13 protein-coding genes are annotated in these 14,865 nt (G+C 64.7%); 7 read left to right on the top strand and 6 right to left on the bottom strand.

From position 1 onward, the window contains the following. Positions 1 to 5: 5 nt before the first annotated feature. The 6 genes from ACOOFO_RS12405 to ACOOFO_RS12380 all read right to left on the bottom strand — a co-directional run bounded on the left by ACOOFO_RS12405 (position 6) and on the right by ACOOFO_RS12380 (position 5,213). Positions 6 to 1,676: an alkaline phosphatase D family protein gene (locus ACOOFO_RS12405; protein WP_420427072.1), complete on the bottom strand. Its 1,671-nt coding sequence runs from the start codon at positions 1,674 to 1,676 to the stop codon at positions 6 to 8. A 267-nt stretch (positions 1,677 to 1,943) separates the two neighbouring features. Then, positions 1,944 to 2,162: a translation initiation factor IF-1 gene (infA, locus tag ACOOFO_RS12400; RefSeq protein WP_420427071.1), complete on the bottom strand. Its 219-nt coding sequence runs from the start codon at positions 2,160 to 2,162 to the stop codon at positions 1,944 to 1,946. 45 nt (positions 2,163 to 2,207) lie between these two features. Continuing rightward, positions 2,208 to 2,924, bottom strand: coding sequence for an arginyltransferase (locus ACOOFO_RS12395; RefSeq protein ID WP_420427070.1), 717 nt, complete (start codon positions 2,922 to 2,924; stop codon positions 2,208 to 2,210). Further along, complete coding sequence (gene aat, locus ACOOFO_RS12390; RefSeq protein WP_420427069.1) at positions 2,918 to 3,664, bottom strand: leucyl/phenylalanyl-tRNA--protein transferase; 747 nt, start codon at positions 3,662 to 3,664, stop codon at positions 2,918 to 2,920. Before aat ends, ACOOFO_RS12395 begins: the two co-directional genes overlap by 7 nt. A gap of 9 nt (positions 3,665 to 3,673) precedes the next feature. Continuing rightward, positions 3,674 to 4,834 carry a GNAT family N-acetyltransferase gene (locus tag ACOOFO_RS12385; protein WP_420427068.1) on the bottom strand — a complete coding sequence of 387 codons (1,161 nt, stop codon included), beginning with the start codon at positions 4,832 to 4,834 and terminating at the stop codon, positions 3,674 to 3,676. 43 nt (positions 4,835 to 4,877) lie between these two features. Then, on the bottom strand, positions 4,878 to 5,213 hold the full coding sequence (locus ACOOFO_RS12380; protein WP_420427067.1) for a hypothetical protein: 336 nt from the start codon (positions 5,211 to 5,213) through the stop codon (positions 4,878 to 4,880). A 219-nt stretch (positions 5,214 to 5,432) separates the two neighbouring features. Between ACOOFO_RS12380 and ACOOFO_RS12375 the strand changes: the two genes are divergently transcribed. From ACOOFO_RS12375 to ACOOFO_RS12345, 7 genes are all read left to right on the top strand, one after another. Beyond that, positions 5,433 to 7,838: a DNA translocase FtsK gene (locus ACOOFO_RS12375; protein ID WP_420427066.1), complete on the top strand. Its 2,406-nt coding sequence runs from the start codon at positions 5,433 to 5,435 to the stop codon at positions 7,836 to 7,838. 88 nt (positions 7,839 to 7,926) lie between these two features. Next, complete coding sequence (gene lolA / locus ACOOFO_RS12370) at positions 7,927 to 8,625, top strand: outer membrane lipoprotein chaperone LolA (RefSeq protein WP_420427065.1); 699 nt, start codon at positions 7,927 to 7,929, stop codon at positions 8,623 to 8,625. Between the two features lie 51 nt (positions 8,626 to 8,676). After that, positions 8,677 to 9,933, top strand: a complete 1,257-nt coding sequence (locus ACOOFO_RS12365) for a replication-associated recombination protein A (RefSeq protein WP_420429772.1) — start codon at positions 8,677 to 8,679, stop codon at positions 9,931 to 9,933. After that, positions 9,930 to 10,307, top strand: coding sequence for a fluoride efflux transporter FluC (locus ACOOFO_RS12360; RefSeq protein WP_420427064.1), 378 nt, complete (start codon positions 9,930 to 9,932; stop codon positions 10,305 to 10,307). Before ACOOFO_RS12365 ends, ACOOFO_RS12360 begins: the two co-directional genes overlap by 4 nt. Then, the gene (locus ACOOFO_RS12355) at positions 10,304 to 10,732 is read left to right on the top strand and encodes a fluoride efflux transporter FluC (protein WP_420427063.1); all 429 of its coding nucleotides are present in this window, start codon (positions 10,304 to 10,306) and stop codon (positions 10,730 to 10,732) included. Before ACOOFO_RS12360 ends, ACOOFO_RS12355 begins: the two co-directional genes overlap by 4 nt. A 31-nt stretch (positions 10,733 to 10,763) precedes the next feature. Continuing rightward, on the top strand, positions 10,764 to 12,041 hold the full coding sequence (gene serS, locus ACOOFO_RS12350) for a serine--tRNA ligase (RefSeq protein WP_420427062.1): 1,278 nt from the start codon (positions 10,764 to 10,766) through the stop codon (positions 12,039 to 12,041). A gap of 303 nt (positions 12,042 to 12,344) precedes the next feature. Next, the gene (locus tag ACOOFO_RS12345; RefSeq protein WP_420427061.1) at positions 12,345 to 14,849 is read left to right on the top strand and encodes a PAS domain S-box protein; all 2,505 of its coding nucleotides are present in this window, start codon (positions 12,345 to 12,347) and stop codon (positions 14,847 to 14,849) included. The last annotated feature ends 16 nt before the right edge of the window (positions 14,850 to 14,865 follow it).

Here is a 14,865-nt window from a genome sequence, read left to right as displayed (position 1 = left end):
TTTCGTCACGCTGCCATGGTCCCGGCGGCAGCGGGTGCCAAGGCCGGGGCGTCTGCTCTGGGCTCGCTGGGGCTGCTGCTGCGTTCGAGGCGGTTCCAGCCATTCTGACCGTCGCCGAAGGCGTCGCGGGTCAGGAAGGCCGCCGCAAAATGCTCTTCGGAAGTGCGCGTCTCGATGGTCGGCACGTACCAGAATTCTCCCTTGCAGCGCTCCGGTGTGATGTCGAGCAGGACGTAGCCGTGGTGTGCCGTGTCGACGTACTTGATGTGCGTGTTGACCAGGCGAATGACATCCGCAATGCCGTCAATTTCCGGCAGGCCGCTGCTGGTCACTGACGGCGTGATGAACTCCACGCCCATGCTGCCGCGGCCGGTGAGGGGGCCATACTGGGTCAGATCTCCCGGACTGGGCGTCAGCTCATTGGCCCAGGAGGTATGGATGTCCCCGGTGATGACCACATTGTTGCGGACGTTCTGTACGCGCCACTGGTCGAAGATGCGATCGCGATTGCCTTCATAGCCATCCCACTGATCCGGATTGGCCGGAATATCAAGCAGCTCGACGTTGATGACATCGTTTGCCAGCAGCGTGTTCAGCACATGCAATTGGGCGAACATCGTCTGGTTGCCATAGACGCGCCAGCGGGCCTTGGAGGCCGTGATCTGCTGCGCCAGCCAGTCCTCCTGTTCGAAACCCATCATGGTGCGGCCTGGATCGTCGATCACACTGCGCTGGGCCAGGTTATCTGCCGGGCGATCGCGTCCGAACAGACGCGTCTCCAGCACGATGAGATCGACCAGATCTCCGAAGGCGAAACTGCGGAAGATACGCGTCAGGTCCTCGGGGTCCGGTGTACGGATCGGCATCCACTCGTGATACACGCGGGTCGCGATGGCCTTGCGTGTTGGCCAGTCGCCTTCTCCCTCGTTGTGGTTCTGCGCGCCGTCCTTCCAGCTGTCGTTGGTCGACTCATGGTCGTCCCAGACGCAGATCCAGGGATGCTGCCGATGCGCTTCCTGCAGGTCGGGGTCGGAGCGGTACTGCGCATAGCGCGCGCGATAGTCTTCAATGCTGAGAATTTCGCGCGGTGGCTCCGGACGCCGCCCAAGGCGGTCCGTTCCGTCGTTCTCATAGATGTAATCGCCCAGATGCAGCACGGCATCCAGATCGGCGCGCTGCGCCATGGCGGCGTAGACGTTGAAGAAGCCGTCCTCATACTGCGAGCAGGAGGTGAAGGCGAGCCGCAGTCGCTCAAGTGCGCCCACGGGTAGCGTGCGCGTGCGCCCCGTCGGGGAGGTGTAACCCATCGCCTCGAAGCGGTAGTAGTAGGTCGTCCCAGGGGCAAGCCCTTCTGCATCGACCTTGGCCGTGTAGTCGCGGGCTGCATCCGTTGCGACCGTGCCCGATCGCAATACCTGATTCAGATCGGGGTCCATACCCACCACCCAGCGCACCTGTACCGGGCCGTTGGTGACGCCCGAGACGCGGGTCCAGAGCATCACCCGATCCGCCAACGGGTCGCCGCTGGCCACACCGTGACGAAAAGTCGACGCGGCATCGGCGGCACCGGCGAGTGGCGCGCTCGAAGTGCCGCAGGCGCTCAACCAGGGCAGGGTGGCCGTTGTGCCCAAAAGGCTGGCGTCGCGCAGGAAGGCACGTCGGGTCGGCGGGCTCATCGTTTTGGCAGTCTGTCAAAAAGGGGGCGGAATTATCCGACGCTAGCGTGACAGTTTCCTGACGCGAGCTGCTTTTCTCATGGCGCCAAAGCCGCTTGCCCGTACACCGTCAACAATGAATGCGCCCTTTCATGGTGGCTGGGCACGCAAGCGGTCGCCAGAAGCATGGCGGCCTTCGGACTGACAGTGCACTTTGCGACGTTGGCGTCCGGTGATATGGACGGTGTTGAAGGCGATGTCCTATGCGAGCAACTGTCGCCTTGCGCCCTATTTGTCGCGGTAGGTGATCCGTCCCTTGCTCAGGTCGTAGGGCGTGAGTTCGACCTTGACCTTGTCGCCCGTGAGGATGCGAATGTAGTGCTTCCGCATCTTGCCCGAGATGTGCGCGGTCACGACGTGTCCGTTCTCGAGTTTCACGCGAAAAGTGGTATTGGGAAGGGTGTCGAGGACGACGCCCTCCATTTCGATATGGTCTTCTTTGGCCATGAATGCGGGTTGTGGAATAAGCCCGCTATTATCGCCCGCCCCGCCTTATTCGGCAATGCGTGACCAGCCAGCGCCGTCGGAACGCTCCTGTGGCCGAAAGCGCTTCTTGTATTCCATCTTGCCGCAGCCGGGAATCCAGTAGCCGAGCCACACGTAATCCTTGCCTTCGCGTTCGGCGGCATGGATCTGGGACAGTACCGCCAGCGTGCCGAGGCTCCGGCCGGCATAGTCCGGGCCCGGATCGAAGACGGTATACACCGCGGAATAGCCGTTTGGCAGGACGTCCACGACCGCACAGGCAACCAGGCGGTCGCGGTCGAAATACTGCCAGTACTCCACCGGCATCCAGGTGCAGGCGGTGAAGCGCTCGAAGCCGAAATGGTCGTCAGGCTCCATACCTTCTCCCTCGTGACGGGCGCGCAGATAGCGCTCGTAGAGGGCGAGGATGTCACTGTTGATCGTCGAGGCGCGTACTAATTCGAGATCCTCATTGCGTTTCATGCAGCGCCGCTGCGCGCGATCGGGGGCGAATTCCCGCACTGGAATCCGTACTGGTGTGCAGGCCTGGCATTGCGGGCAATGCGGCCGATAGACGGCATCGCCGCTGCGACGAAAGCCCTGATCCAGCAGCTGTTCATAGCGCGCCGCGTCGAGTCGCAACCGTGGATCCACTACCAGGTTGCGGGCAGTACGCTGTTCCAGATAGCTGCATGCATGGGGTTGCGTGATCAGGAGGCTGACGTTCTGCAGGCCGCTCAGCATGACCGAGTCTCCGTATGCTGCGGGGATGACGGAGCCGCCTCAGGCGCCGTCCAGAGCGGTGCGGGCAGTCGCGTCAGCCGCCACACGCTTTCAATGAATTGTGGCCGCGGCATTGCTACCGCCCCTAGGCTCTGGAGATGCGGCGAACCCACCTGACAATCGAGAATCGGCATGTCGTGCGCATCCATGAATTGACATAACCAATACAGAGCAATTTTCGAGCCATTGTCTGCGGCCGAAAACATGCTCTCGCCAAAGAACATGCGACCGATGGCCACGCCGTAAACACCGCCAATAAGGTGACCGTTGCGCCAGATTTCGACCGTTTTCATCGCACCCACGTCGAACAGGTTGCGATAGGCCTTGCGCATCTGCAGCCCCAGCCAGGTGCCTTGGCCAGGCGCGCGCGGGGCTGCACAGGCGTCAAGCACGGCATCGGGGGCGCTGTTGAAGCGGACGGCGTAGTCCGCGCGGCGAATGGCGCGGCGCAGGCTCCGACTCACATGCATGGCGTGGGTCGGCAGCACGGTGCGCGGGTCGGGACTCCACCACAGGATGGGCTCGTCCGGGTTGAACCACGGGAAGATGCCCTCGCGATAGGCGCGAAGCAGTCGTGCCGTGGACAAATCCCCGCCAATGGCCAGCAGGCCATTGGGATCGCGCAGCGCCCTGCCGGCGGGAGGAAAGGGCTGCGCCGGATCCTTCGGATCGAGCCAATGGAGCCGGATCGGGTTGTCCATATGCCTACTCTAGCGCGCGTCCGCACCGCTTGCCCCGCCTTCGGCTCGCCGGTACGCGCTGTGTTCGCTTTCGAGCCGGTCCCTGCCATCCTCCACCGCGGCACGCTCACGGCGCAGGAAGTCCTCCACCGCCTGGTGCAGACGGGGCTCGGCCAACCAATGGAGACTGTAGGTCAACACCGGTTCGAAGCCTCGCATCAGCTTGTGCCCACCCTGCGTGCCGGCGTCGAATCGGGACAGTCCCTGTTCTATGCAGTAGGCGATGCCCTGGTAATAGCAGGTCTCGAAGTGCAGGCTGTGGATATCATCTGCGCAGCCCCAATGGCGCCCGTAGAGCGCGTCCGCTCCCTGAACGCACAGCGCACAGGCAATGATCTCGTCATCGCGTTCGCCCAGCACCACGCGCACCGGTGTTCCAGGTGCGCGCCCGTACTGCTGCCAGAAGGCCTCTCGCAGATACGGCGATTGCCCGCGCACGTGGTAGGTGTGGGCATAGAGCGCGTAGATGCGTGCCCAGGCTGCGTCATCAAGGGCATCGCCAGGGACGACACGGAAGTGCACGCCTGCCTCCTCCTGAACGCGGCGGCGCTCGCGGCGGATCTTCTTGCGCTTGGCGCTGCTCAATGCCGCGAGATAATCGTCGAAGCTGGCATAGCCGCGGTTGCGAAAATGAAACTGCACGTCCTCTCGCAGCAGGAAGCCCGCTTTCCCGAGTGCTTCCGCATCGTCTGGCTGTGCGAAAAGGATATGCTCCGACGAAAGACCGCACATTGCACCATTGTGGTGCAATGCGCGGGCCAACGCTGCTTTCGACGTTGCGTCACGCGCACCCAGTCGGGGGCCGCCACTGGGTGTGAACGGGATAGCACAGAGGCCCTTGGGGTAGTACTCACAGCCGATGCGGTAGGCAGCATCGGCCCATTGGAAGTCAAAGACGAATTCGCCGTAGGAGTGATGCTTGCGGTAATGGGGTGCAGCCGCACACAGCCTGCCCGAGTCGTCATACAGCGCGACGTGCTCGGGTTCCCAGCCACTGTCCGCGGCGACGCTACCACTGTCTTCAAGCGCGGCAAGAAAGGCATGGCGCGTAAAGGGATAGCCTGCGTCGAACAGGGCATCCCATTGCGCGGCGGGGATGTCGCGAATGGCGTGGTGGTATCGGGTCTGCACGCCCTAGAGCGTGCCTGCAATCGGGGTCTCTGGCCAGACCGTGCTAGTGATATACAAGCTCGGAAGAGCCGGTGCCGCGTAGCGCCCACTGGATGCAGGCATCGTATTCAAAGCTGTCGACCTGCTCTTCCTCGCCGTCCGGCGCGGCGGCGCCGGAAAAATGACCGTCCTCGTCGAATTGCAGGCAGGCAATGCCGGTCTGTACGCGAATTTCATCGCCTTTGGACTGATCCAGTGCGATCTGCAGATAGCGCAGGCGCGAATCGGCGAACTCGGGCAGGGCAGACTGGCCGGAAGCGACGCGGGCGGCGTCTTCCGCGCTGAATTCGCGGATGTCGCCGTCGGGCGTCAGAACGAAGTGCTTGACGTCTACGCTCATGTCATTGCCTCGTTGCATCATGTCCTCAATCATCCTGCCCTCCTAAGTGGGGTCCGATAGGCGATCTTCAAGGCCAAAGCGGGCTCGGGCGGGACGGCTTGCATGCAGCCGATATACTGATTGGAGCGTGATGACAGCGCACAAGTTCAATGCTGCCCATCACCCTGCCCGTGGCCGTCCGAGCCTGTCCACACACACCCTTCGGGTCCAGCAAACTACGTGCCAAAAGCCTCCGCTTCCCGCGTCGCACCGAATGCCCGTCGGCTTGAACGGCTGACACGCGAGGTCGTCCTCCTGCTGCTGTTCGGAATGGCGCTCTCGCTGTTGCTGGCGCTGTTCAGCTTCCATCCGGGCGACCCGGGGTGGTCGTCTACCGGCAGCGGCGAGCCGGTGCGCAACCTGTTCGGGCCGGTGGGCGCCTGGGTGGCGGATGTGCTGCTGTCGCTGTTCGGCTATGTGGCCCTGCTTGGGTCTGCCGCCGCGCTGCTGTTGTTGCTGCAGAGTTGGCGTCGCGGACGTCATGTCCCGGAGGCGAGTGAGGCCGACACCGAGGATGACGACGACGGGCCAAGCTTCGTGCCCGGGCCGCTGATGCGCACCGCCGCGGGTGCGGTCAGTGCTGCTGCCGCCAGCGCACTCTGTGCGCTCCATATCGCAACCAACCCGGCGCTGGTGCCGCAGGGTTCGGGCGGCATCATCGGCAGTGAGCTCGCTCTCCTGTTGCGTGAACTGCTCAATCCGGTCGGCGCCAGCCTGCTGCTGCTTATCGTGATGGCGGTGGCGCTGCCGATTCTTGGGCTGTTTTCGTGGCTTGGCGTCTTCGAACGCATCGGGGCCGCCATCGTGGCAGCGACACAGCGTCTGTCGCAGGGTTATCACCGGCGACGCGAGGCGCGCGCGGCTCAGGCGGCGCAATCGGTGCCGGTGGCGGCCACAGCGCCGCGTGCCGCACCGACGGTGGATGCCGGCGATGGGCCGGCACTGGAAAAGGGCGGCAAGTCGCGTCGCGCGCGGCGCAAGGCTGCCAAGGCGGACAAGGCGCAGGCCGCCGAGCCCAGGGAAGAGCAGCTCAGTCTGGCCATCGACGACAAGTCGGCAGGTGCGGTGCCGGCCTTCACTGGCGATCCGCTGCCGCCGCTGGACATGCTGGACCCGCCGCGGCCCTCCAACAAGGGCTATACCCAGGACGACGTCGAGCGCATCTCCCGCGATCTCGAGCGCCATCTGAAGGATTTCAACGTCGAGGCGACCGTGGTGGAGGCTCAGCCCGGGCCTGTGGTCACGCGTTTCGAACTGCAGCCGGCGCCTGGCGTGAAGGGATCGCAGATCACCAATCTGTCGCGGGATCTGGCGCGCGCGTTGTCGGTGTCCTCGGTGCGCGTGATCGAGGTCATCGCCGGGAAGTCGGTCGTGGGGCTGGAAATCCCGAACCAGCATCGCGACATTGTCTCGCTGTCGGCGATTCTGAACTCACCGGAATACCGCAACATGCCCTCTCCGTTGACGATGGGGCTGGGCAAGGACATCGCGGGCCGGCCCGTGGTGGTGGACCTGGGCAAGATGCCGCACCTGATGGTGGCCGGCACCACCGGTTCCGGCAAATCGGTGGCGATCAACACCATGATCCTGTCGATGCTGTACAAGGCGACGCACAAGCAGCTGCGTTTCATCTTCATTGATCCGAAGATGCTGGAGCTGTCCGTCTACGAGGGCATCCCGCATCTGTTGACCCCCGTCGTCACCGACATGAAGGACGCCGCCAATGCGCTGCGCTGGTGTGTGGGCGAGATGGAGCGGCGCTACCAGCTGATGACGCGGGTCGGGGTGCGCAATCTCGCCGGGCTCAACAAGAAGGTGCGCGAAGCCATCGAGCGCGGTGAGCCGATGGAGGATCCGCTGCAATCCGCTCCGTTGTTTGCCGATGGCGAGGAGGATCCGGACGCACCGCCCAAGCCGCGATTGGAGGAGGAGATCCCCCATATCGTCGTGGTCATCGACGAGCTGGCCGACATGATGATGGTGGTCGGCAAGAAGGTTGAGGAACTCATTGCGCGCATCGCGCAGAAGGCGCGCGCGGCCGGTATTCATCTCATCGTCGCTACGCAGCGGCCTTCGGTGGACGTCATCACCGGCCTGATCAAGGCCAATATCCCGACCCGCCTGGCCTTCCAGGTGGCCTCGCGCGTGGATTCGCGCACCATCCTTGACGAAATTGGGGCCGAAACCCTGCTCGGCCACGGTGACAGCCTGTTCCGGCCCGTCGGTTCCAGCCGCATCGATCGCGTGCACGGTGCTTTTGTCGACGACCACGAAGTGCACAAGGTGGCCGAGTATCTCAAGCAGGTCGCCGAGCCGGAATACATCGACGCGGTCTGCGCCGGTGATGCGGAAGCCGCCGCCGGCGGCGGCGAGGGTGGCGATGCCGAGCAGGATCCCCTGTACGACCAGGCAGTGCAGATCGTCATCGAGTCGGGCAAGGCCTCCACCTCCTGGGTGCAGCGCCGACTCAAGATCGGATACAACCGGGCCGCGCGCATCGTCGAGCAGATGGAGGCCTCCGGAGTGGTGGGGCCCAGTGGGCCGGGAGGCAACCGCGACATCCTGGTGCCCACCAACAATGAATAGGCGGCTGCATGCCCGCGCGCTGTCCGTTCACGGCGGATTCACCGCGCCGCGAAGAGCCTATGGGGCCCTTGGCAGGATGGTTGAGTCCATGAATTGCAAACCCGTGCGCGCGTTGCCCCCCCTCGTCGGTCTGTTGCTTGCGGCTTTCTTCTCGGCACCGGTGTCGGCCGAGCCTGCGGCGTCGTCCAAAGGTGCGGCGCCATCCACCGAGACAGCCACCTCTGCGCTGCAGCGATTCGTTGACGACGTCAGCAGCTTCGAGGCGGACTTCGTGCAGGTCCAGCGCGACGATACGGGCTTTGAGCTAGAGCGCAGTGAAGGGCATTTCTGGCTGCAGCGCCCGGGCCGTTTCCGCTGGGAAGTGCGTAGTCCCTTTCCGCAGACCGTGGTGGCCGATGGCGAAACGCTGTGGACCTATGAGCCCGATCTGGCGCAGGTCACCCGCCGTCCCGCCGATGCCGCGCTTGCCGGCACGCCGGCCGAACTGCTGGCCGACGGCAGCGCACTGGCCACGCGCTTCCGCATCGTGGCGCCGGAGACCGAGACGGCACTGGAGGCGGAGGGGGCGGAGCAGGTCGTGCGCCTGGAACCGCGTTCGGATGACAGCGATTTCCAGTCCGTCACCCTGTTGCTGGCCAACGGCGTACCGCGCGCCCTCGTCTTTGCCGATCAGCTGGGCGGGCAGACCACGGTGCGTTTCTCCAACATTACGGTGAATGGCGACATCGCGCCGGAGCGGCTGCGCTTCGCGCCGCCGAAGGGCGCCGATGTGGTCGTCGTCGAGTAGCGGGTCGGGCGCGTGAGCCAGGGCGATCGCGCTACGCCGCTGGCTGCACGCATGCGGCCGGCCCGTCTGGAGGAGGTGGTCGGTCAGGATCACCTGCTCGGCGCGGATGCGCCCCTGCGCAGCGCCATCGACGCCGGCCGCATTCCCTCGATGGTGTTCTGGGGTCCGCCCGGCACCGGCAAGACCACGCTGGCGCGGTTGCTGGCACAGCATGTGCGCGCCGAGTTCCGCACCCTTTCCGCCGTCATGGCCGGCGTCAAGGACATTCGCGAAGCGGTGGCAGCGGCGCGCAGTGCCCGCGAGGCGGGGGAGGAGACCGTGCTGTTCATTGATGAGATTCACCGCTTCAACAAGGCGCAGCAGGATGCGCTGCTGCCCTATGTCGAGGACGGCACCGTGACCCTGGTGGGCGCCACCACCGAGAATCCCTCTTTCGAACTCAACAGCGCGCTGCTGTCGCGGGCGCGCGTCTTCGTGCTGCATCCGCTGGACGATGCGGCCATCGATAGCCTGCTGCAGCGGGCGCTGGACGACGCCGAACGCGGCGTGGCGCCCACCGAGCTGCCCAACGACTGGCGAATGCGCATCGTGGAACTCGCCGATGGCGATGCGCGCCGCGCACTGGTCATGCTGGAGATGGCGGCGGATTATCTCACCGCCGGTGGCGCGGCGAACGAGGCCGGCCTGCAACGGGTCTTCGGGCGCAGCATGCGTCGTTTCGACAAGCAGGGCGATGCCTTTTACGACCAGATCTCGGCCTTGCACAAGTCGGTGCGCGGCTCCGACCCGGATGCGGCTCTTTACTGGTTCTGCCGCATGATCGATGGCGGCGCCGACCCGGGCTATCTGGCGCGGCGCATTGCGCGCATGGCCTATGAAGACATCGGACTGGCCGATCCGAAGGCGCTGCAGATGGCGCTTGCTGCGTGGGACGCCTACGACCGCATCGGCTCGCCCGAAGGCGAGCTGGCGCTGGCCGAAGTGGTGTTGTGGCTGGCGCTGGCGCCCAAGAGCAATGCCGCCTATACGGCCTACAAGCAGGCCATGGCGGCGGTGGAGCGTCACGGCAGCCAGCCGGTGCCGATGCACATCCGCAATGCGCCGACCCGGCTCATGAAAGGGCTCGGCTATGGCAAGGGCTATCGCTACGATCACGACGAATCCGAAGGGCACGCGGCCGGTCAGCAATTCCTGCCCGACGCCCTCGTCGGCACGCGCTTCTACACGCCTACCGAGCGAGGCATCGAAGCGCGCATCGCGCAGCGAATGGCCGAGCTGCGTGCCCGATCCGGAGACGCATCGCGATGACATGGGCAGCGGTCATGTTCGCGGCGGCGCTCGGCGGCGCGGCGCGCTATCTGCTGGCGGAATGGCTGGATCGCCGCAGTCGGAGCGCCTGGCCGTGGGGCACCTGGTGCGTCAACCTGCTCGGTAGTGTGCTGATCGGTCTGCTGGCCGCGAGCATGGTGCAGGGGGAAGCCATGGCTTCGGCGCGCTGGCTGGTGGTGGCGGGTGCCGGACTCGGCAGTTTCACGACCGTATCGGCCTTCACGCTGCAGGCGCTTTCGCTGTGGCGAAGTCATCCTGTACGCACGGTCGTGTACGTGGCCGCCACGGTGGTGCTCTGCCCGCTGGCCGCAGGTGCGGGTCTCATGCTTGGACAGAGGGTGCTGGGGTCGTGAGCGCGCGCGTCTTCCATTGGCAGCTCGTGGCCTGGGTCGCGGCCGGCAGCGCGCTGGGGGCGGGCCTGCGTCTACTGGTCGCGTCCCAGATGACCAGCAGTTCGGCGGCCACCGCCATGGTCAACATTCTGGGCTCGGCGCTCATCGTGTTCAGTGCGCGCTTCCTGGAGCACCGTCATCGCCCGCACTTCAAGGTGTTCCTGATGGCGGGCTTCTGCGGCGGATTCACCACCCTGTCCAGCTTCAGCTGGGAAACGATGCTACTGGCCGAGGCGCTGCATCCGTGGACGGCAGGCGATGCATTGCTGCTGGCTGCGCGGGTGGCCGCATCCACCGTCGCCTGGCTCGCAGGGGGCATTGCCGGCTGGCGTATCGCGGGCCTCATGCTGCGGACGCCGCAGAGTCCGCGCACGCGGCGCAGGTAGAATTCCGCTTCCTTTCCCCTCAAGCTCGATCATGATCGATCCCAAACTGCTGCGTACGGACATCGAGGGCGTGGCCCAAGCGCTGGCACGTCGCGGCTATACCCTGGACGTTTCCGCCTTCAACGCCCTGGAAGCCCAGCGCAAGGCGCTGCAGACCGAGACCGAGCGCTTGCAGCAGGAACGCAATGCCAGTGCCAAGCGCATCGGTCAGGCCAAGGCGGCTGGGGAGGACATTCAGCCGCTGCTGGCACAGGTCGAGGGCGCCAAGCAGCAGCTGGAGAGCAATGCCGAAAAACTCGATGCGGTGCAGGCCCAGATAGAGCGCTTCATGCTGGATCTGCCCAATATGCCGGCGGCCGACGTGCCTGATGGCGCCGATGAATCCGACAATGTCGAGCTGCGCCGCTGGGGCACGCCACGTCCTGCCGAAGGCGCACTGGATCATGTCAGCGTGGGCGAGGCGCTGGGCGGTTTGAACTTTGCCGAGGCCGCCAAACTCACAGGCAGCCGCTTCGCCGTCATGCACGGCGACGTCGTGCGCCTGCATCGCGCACTGGCCAGCTTCATGATGGATCTGCACAGCAACCAGCACGGCTACGAGGAAGTAGCAGTGCCCTTCATCGTGCAAGGTGAGGCCTTGACCGGCACGGGTCAGCTACCCAAGTTCGGCGAAGACCTCTTCCGGCTGGAGGGCGAAACCCCCTGGTATCTGATCCCCACCGCCGAGGTGCCGGTCACCAATCTGCTGCGCGACGAAATCCTCGACGCCGACACCCTGCCACGGCGTTTTGTCTGCCATACCCCGTGCTTCCGCGCCGAGGCCGGCGCCGCGGGACGCGATACGCGCGGTATGATCCGGCAGCACCAGTTCGAGAAGGTGGAGCTGGTGCACGCGGTGACGCCGGAGGAGTCCGAGGCCGCGCTGGAGGCGCTGACCAGCCACGCGGAGGCGGTGTTGCAGGCGCTGGAGTTGCCCTATCGGGTCATCGTGCTGTGCACCGGCGACATGGGCTTCGGGGCGCGCAAGACCTATGACATCGAGGTCTGGCTGCCGTCGCAGGACACCTATCGCGAGATTTCTTCCTGTTCCAATTGCGGGGATTTCCAGGCGCGGCGGATGCAGGCGCGCTGGCGCAATCCGGAAAGCCGCAAGCCCGAACTGTTGCACACCCTCAACGGCTCGGCACTGGCGGTGGGCCGCACCTTGGTCGCCATTCTCGAGAACTTCCAGAATGCCGACGGCAGCGTGACCGTGCCGGCCGCCCTGCGCCCCTACATGGGCGGTCGCGAGCGTCTGCAGGTCGGGTGATATGAGCAGGATGGCCGGTATCCGTTGAAGCGGATACTGGCCGGCGCGTGTAAGGAAGGCCTGACATGGCGTGCTCAGCGACCGGGCGGCCGCTGAGCCAAGGTAGTGCCGTGCGCTGTCGGCGCGAAGCCGCCGACGCGGCAAGCCGCAGCGATGGCGGCACCGTGGGGTAACCGCGCTGCCTTCGGCGTTCATCGCCGAATGCGGTCACGCGAATGCTACCGCTCATCGCCTCCATCCCCACTGCGGGCACGGTCGTACCGATGCTTTGCGCTTCTATCGTAAGCAATCGGCTTTGCGGCAATGACGGTCAATCCCTCGTCAGAGCGTCTGCTCGAGCACAGTACCGCTTCCGGTACCTGGGTCTTCGAGCCAGGCACGCCTCCCAAGATGTGGTGGTCGCCGGGAACCCGGACGCTTTTTGGGCTGGCAGAGGACGCGTCCCTGCCTGATTTCGAGGACGCCCTTGCCATGTTCTCGGATACCAGTCGACGCGCGCTTATGGCTGCAATTGAGGGCGCGGTCGCGGGCTCGGGCGGATGGTCCCTCGATCTTGAGATGCACTCGGCGCAGGGCCAAGCCCTTTGGATTCGCTCCATCGGCTCGCCCTTGGTGGAAGATGGCCAAACCTTGCGCATTGTGGGTTCGGTACAGGATGTCAGCGACCGGCGCAGCGCCGAATGCCGCGCATCAGCGCTGCAGGCGGAGAATCGCGACCTCGAGGAGCGCCTTCAGCTCGCGACGGAAGGCTCGGGTCTCGGTGTCTGGGACTGGGATCTGTCAAGCCGCGCCATGTACTACTCCGAGACCTGGAAGCAGATGCTGGGCTATGCAGATGGCGAAATCGGAAGCGATCTCGACGAATGGCATGGCCGGCTGCACCCCGACGACCGGGAGACGGTGCACGCGCACCTGGATGCACATCTCAAGGATGTAGCGGAACAGTTCGCGGTGGAGTCACGCCTGCGTTGTCGCGATGGGAGCTACAAGTGGGTGATGACACGCGGCCGCGTGGTGCGTCGCGGGCCGGATGGCAGCGCACAACGGATGGTCGGCACGACCGCCGACATCGGCCATGCGAAGTCCCTGGAGCAGGCGCTCCAGGAGGCGAGGGCGCGCTATCAAAGCATCTTCGATGCCACCTACCAGTTCATCGGGCTGTGTGACCTCAACGGCTGCATCATCGAGGGCAATCGGGCCGCCCTTGAATTCATGGGCGTCGAAGCGGCGGACATGGTCGGACGTGCCCTGTGGGATGTGCCTTGCTGGCAGCGGGATGACGATACGCGCGAACGTCTCAAGGCCGATCTCGCAAGAGCCCGCGCGGGCGAAACCGTGCAATACGCAGTTGAGATTTTCGGCAGCCAGGACCGGTCGGCCACCATCGACTTTTCGCTGCGTCCGCTGCGGGATGAGGAAGGCAATGTCTGCCTCTTGTTGGCGGAGGGGCACGACATCACGAAATTGATCGCCGCGCAGCGGTCGCTTGACGAGCGGGAGCGGTTGTTTTCGGCCTCTTTCGACGATTCGCCGATCGGTGCCGCCCTCGTCTCGCTGCAGGGCGAGTGGCTGGAGGTCAACAGTGCGCTGAGTACGATTCTCGGCTACTCGCGGCAAGCGCTTCTTGCCCGCACCTTCCAGGACATTACGCATCCAGACGACCTGGATACGGACCTGGGGAATGTCCAGGCGCTGATCGATGGCAGGGGGCAGCACTACCGCATGGACAAGCGCTACCTGCACGCCAATGGCGGGATCGTGCAGGCGCAACTCGACGTCACGATCATTCGTGATCAGGGTGGGTTGCCGCTGTATTTTCTATCCCAGATTCAGGACATTACCGAGCGCCGCGAAATGCGGGAGGCGATCCTGCGCGAAAAGGAACTGGCGCAGGTGACGCTCGCGGCCATTGCCGACGGCGTGATTCGTACCGATATGTGGGGTCGCGTGACCTTCGTCAACGAACCGGCCCTGCGGCTGCTGCGTCTGGTGTCCTCGGATGTCGATCGACGCCCCTTTGATGAAGTCGTACAGGTTGTCACTGACAGCGATGAGCATCACCACCCGATGCGCCGCATCCTCTACGAAGGCCTGCCGGGCGAGTTGCCGGATGACGCCACGCTCTTGCTGCGCGACGGCTCCCGCCTTCCCATTGAGGGCTCGGCCAATCCCATTCGCGACCGCGAACGCCAGTTGATTGGTGGCGTCTTTGTGTTTCGCGACGTATCGGCCACTCGTCAGCTGGCACAGCAGCTTCGCTATCAGGCCAGCCATGATCCCTTGACGGGGCTGCCCAACCGTCGCGAACTCCACCGGTCACTCGAAGCGCTGCGGATTCAGGCACGAACCCGTGGTGGCGAACACTACTTGATGATGCTCGATCTGGATCACTTCAAATCGATCAATGATCAATGTGGTCATGAACACGGGGACAAGGTCCTGATCCAGGTTGTCAGCGCCATGAAGCAGCGGATACGGGCCTGCGATGTGCTGGCGCGCCTTGGGGGCGACGAGTTCGCCCTGCTGCTGCCCGATTGCTCCAAGGCCAAGGCCTGGCAGATGGGGGAGGGGCTGGTGCAGGCCGTCAGCCATATCATTGTTGAAGATGGTGAACAGCGACTGCCACTGGGCCTGTCGGTCGGCATGACCGCCATCGAGCGGCATTCCCGCAGCGCCAGCAGCCTGCTCAAGGAAGCGGACGCCTCCTGCTATCGCGCCAAGCAGCAGGGGCGAAACTGTCTCTATGCAACCGCTGGTCCCGGCGAAGGCGACAGCAGCGTGGTCGGAATCGGAGCGATAGGAGGCTAGCCGTGGCGGGGCTGCC

This window comes from Algiphilus sp., from assembly GCF_965216485.1.
Lineage (GTDB): Bacteria > Pseudomonadota > Gammaproteobacteria > Nevskiales > Nevskiaceae > Algiphilus.
The sequence above is the reverse complement of the archived record's forward strand: the minus strand, read 5'-3'. Positions and strand labels throughout refer to the sequence as shown.

What these genes read in the sequence shown, in the direction of transcription:
- ACOOFO_RS12405 (WP_420427072.1), bottom strand. Translation starts at nt 1,676, where the DNA reads ATGAGCCCGCCGACCCGACGTGCCTTCCTGCGCGACGCCAGCCTTTTG.
- aat (WP_420427069.1), bottom strand. Translation starts at nt 3,664, where the DNA reads ATGGACAACCCGATCCGGCTCCATTGGCTCGATCCGAAGGATCCGGCG.
- ACOOFO_RS12345 (WP_420427061.1), top strand. Translation starts at nt 12,345, where the DNA reads ATGACGGTCAATCCCTCGTCAGAGCGTCTGCTCGAGCACAGTACCGCT.
- serS (WP_420427062.1), top strand. Translation starts at nt 10,764, where the DNA reads ATGATCGATCCCAAACTGCTGCGTACGGACATCGAGGGCGTGGCCCAA.
- ACOOFO_RS12360 (WP_420427064.1), top strand. Translation starts at nt 9,930, where the DNA reads ATGACATGGGCAGCGGTCATGTTCGCGGCGGCGCTCGGCGGCGCGGCG.
- ACOOFO_RS12395 (WP_420427070.1), bottom strand. Translation starts at nt 2,924, where the DNA reads ATGCTGAGCGGCCTGCAGAACGTCAGCCTCCTGATCACGCAACCCCAT.
- ACOOFO_RS12365 (WP_420429772.1), top strand. Translation starts at nt 8,677, where the DNA reads ATGCGGCCGGCCCGTCTGGAGGAGGTGGTCGGTCAGGATCACCTGCTC.
- infA (WP_420427071.1), bottom strand. Translation starts at nt 2,162, where the DNA reads ATGGCCAAAGAAGACCATATCGAAATGGAGGGCGTCGTCCTCGACACC.
- lolA (WP_420427065.1), top strand. Translation starts at nt 7,927, where the DNA reads ATGAATTGCAAACCCGTGCGCGCGTTGCCCCCCCTCGTCGGTCTGTTG.
- ACOOFO_RS12380 (WP_420427067.1), bottom strand. Translation starts at nt 5,213, where the DNA reads ATGAGCGTAGACGTCAAGCACTTCGTTCTGACGCCCGACGGCGACATC.